Origin of the sequence: Sphingomonas sanguinis NBRC 13937, assembly GCF_001591005.1 — a bacterium.
Lineage (GTDB): Bacteria > Pseudomonadota > Alphaproteobacteria > Sphingomonadales > Sphingomonadaceae > Sphingomonas > Sphingomonas sanguinis.
Genome location: NZ_BCTY01000111.1, coordinates 1 through 1,607, shown reverse-complemented (window position 1 = coordinate 1,607; position 1,607 = coordinate 1). Strand labels below are relative to the sequence as shown.

Genomic DNA, 1,607 nt, shown 5'->3' with positions numbered 1-1,607 from the left:
TCCCTGCATCGCCACCCCGAACTGATCCGCCATGATGATCGGATCAGTCGGTCCGATCACTTGCAGAATGCCCCTTCGATCCGCCAGTGTGACTGGCCACAGGAGAGCCTTGTCATGGACAATTTCGACGCCGGGCTGGCGAGTGAGACCAGCCGTCGCCGCTTCCTCAGCCATGCCGCGCTCGGCACCGCCGGCCTTGCCGCCGCGCCGGCACTGGCGCAGCAGCTCGTCGACCTGAAGCTGCCCGGCGGCAATGCCGAGCGGCCGATGACCAGCGCCTTTCCCGGCAAGGGCAGCATGATCCTCCAGCGCGTCCATCCACCCTTGCTGGAGACGCCGATGGAGGTCTTCGACAAGTCGGTGTTCACGCCCAACGACCAGTTCTTCGTCCGCTGGCACTGGGCCGACATACCGACCTCGATCGACGTCGAAAGTTTCCGCCTCAACGTCTTCGGCCACGTCAATCGGCCGCTGTCGATCAGCCTCGCTCAGCTGCTGCGCCTTCCACGGGTCGAGATGGCGGCGGTGAACCAGTGCTCGGGCAACAGCCGCGGGCTGTTCCAGCCGCGCGTCGCCGGCGCGCAATGGGGCAATGGCGCGATGGGCAACGCCAAGTGGCTCGGCGTTCGCCTGCGCGACGTGCTCGACCTCGCCGGGGTCAAGGCAGGCGCGGTGCAGGTGCGCTTCGGCGCTCTCGATCAGCCGGTCGTGGCGGGCGCTCCTGACTTCGAGAAGGCACTCGACATCGACCATGCCCGCGACGGCGAGGTCATGATCGCCTTCGGCATGAACGGCGAGCAACTGCCGCTCCTCAACGGCTTTCCCTGCCGGCTGATCGTGCCGGGCTGGTACTCGACCTATTGGGTCAAGATGCTGAACGCGATCGAGGTACTGCCCGGCCCTGACGACCAGTATTGGATGGCCAAGGCCTACAAGATCCCCGCGACACCCGGCGCGAATGTCGCGCCCGGTGCCAAGGACTTCCCGACCGTACCGATCAATCGCATGATCCCGCGTAGCTGGATGACCAGCCTGCCCGATGGTCAGGCGATCGCCTATGAAGCGTCGATCCCGGTCGGCGGCATCGCAATGGGCGGCGATTGCGGCGTCGCCAAGGTCGATGTGTCGTCGGACGGTGGCCGCACCTGGTACAGGACGACGCTCGGAGCGGACGAGGGCAGGTACAGCTTCCGGCGCTGGGACGGGCGGGTGCCGCTGAGACGCGGGCCTAACCCCATCATGGTGCGCTGCTGGAACACCAACGGTGTCGCTCAGCCGATGAAGCCGATCTGGAATCCCGGCGGGTTCATGCGCGGCAACATTGAAACCACCACCATCATCGCGGCCTGAGGAGCGAGCAAATCATGAAGACTCCGTCTCCCGGCATGATGGCTGCTGGCCTGATCGGCCTGACCGGCATCATCCTCGTCTCGATCGGCGCGCCGAGCAGCCGCAAGGCGCCCGTTCCGATCTCCGAGATGTCTGAGCCGGCACCGGCCGCCAGCGTGTCAGCGCGCGGCTTCTCGCTTGCCTCGACCAGCGTCGACCTGCCGGCCGACGACGCGACCTACCCCGACGGTCCGCACGCCGACGTCATCAATGCCAAT

1 protein-coding gene and 1 pseudogene are annotated in these 1,607 nt (G+C 66.3%); both read left to right on the top strand.

What is annotated here, in order from left to right:
• The first annotated feature begins 114 nt into the window (after nucleotides 1-114).
• Nucleotides 115-1,350: a molybdopterin-dependent oxidoreductase gene (locus SSA01S_RS18805; protein ID WP_007406293.1), complete on the top strand. Its 1,236-nt coding sequence runs from the start codon at nucleotides 115-117 to the stop codon at nucleotides 1,348-1,350.
• 14 nt (nucleotides 1,351-1,364) lie between these two features.
• A pseudogene (locus tag SSA01S_RS18800) lies at nucleotides 1,365-1,607 on the top strand (hypothetical protein); the annotation flags it as partial.

Coding starts and splice junctions, on each gene's coding strand:
- SSA01S_RS18805 (WP_007406293.1), top strand. CDS start 115: ATGGACAATTTCGACGCCGGGCTGGCGAGTGAGACCAGCCGTCGCCGC.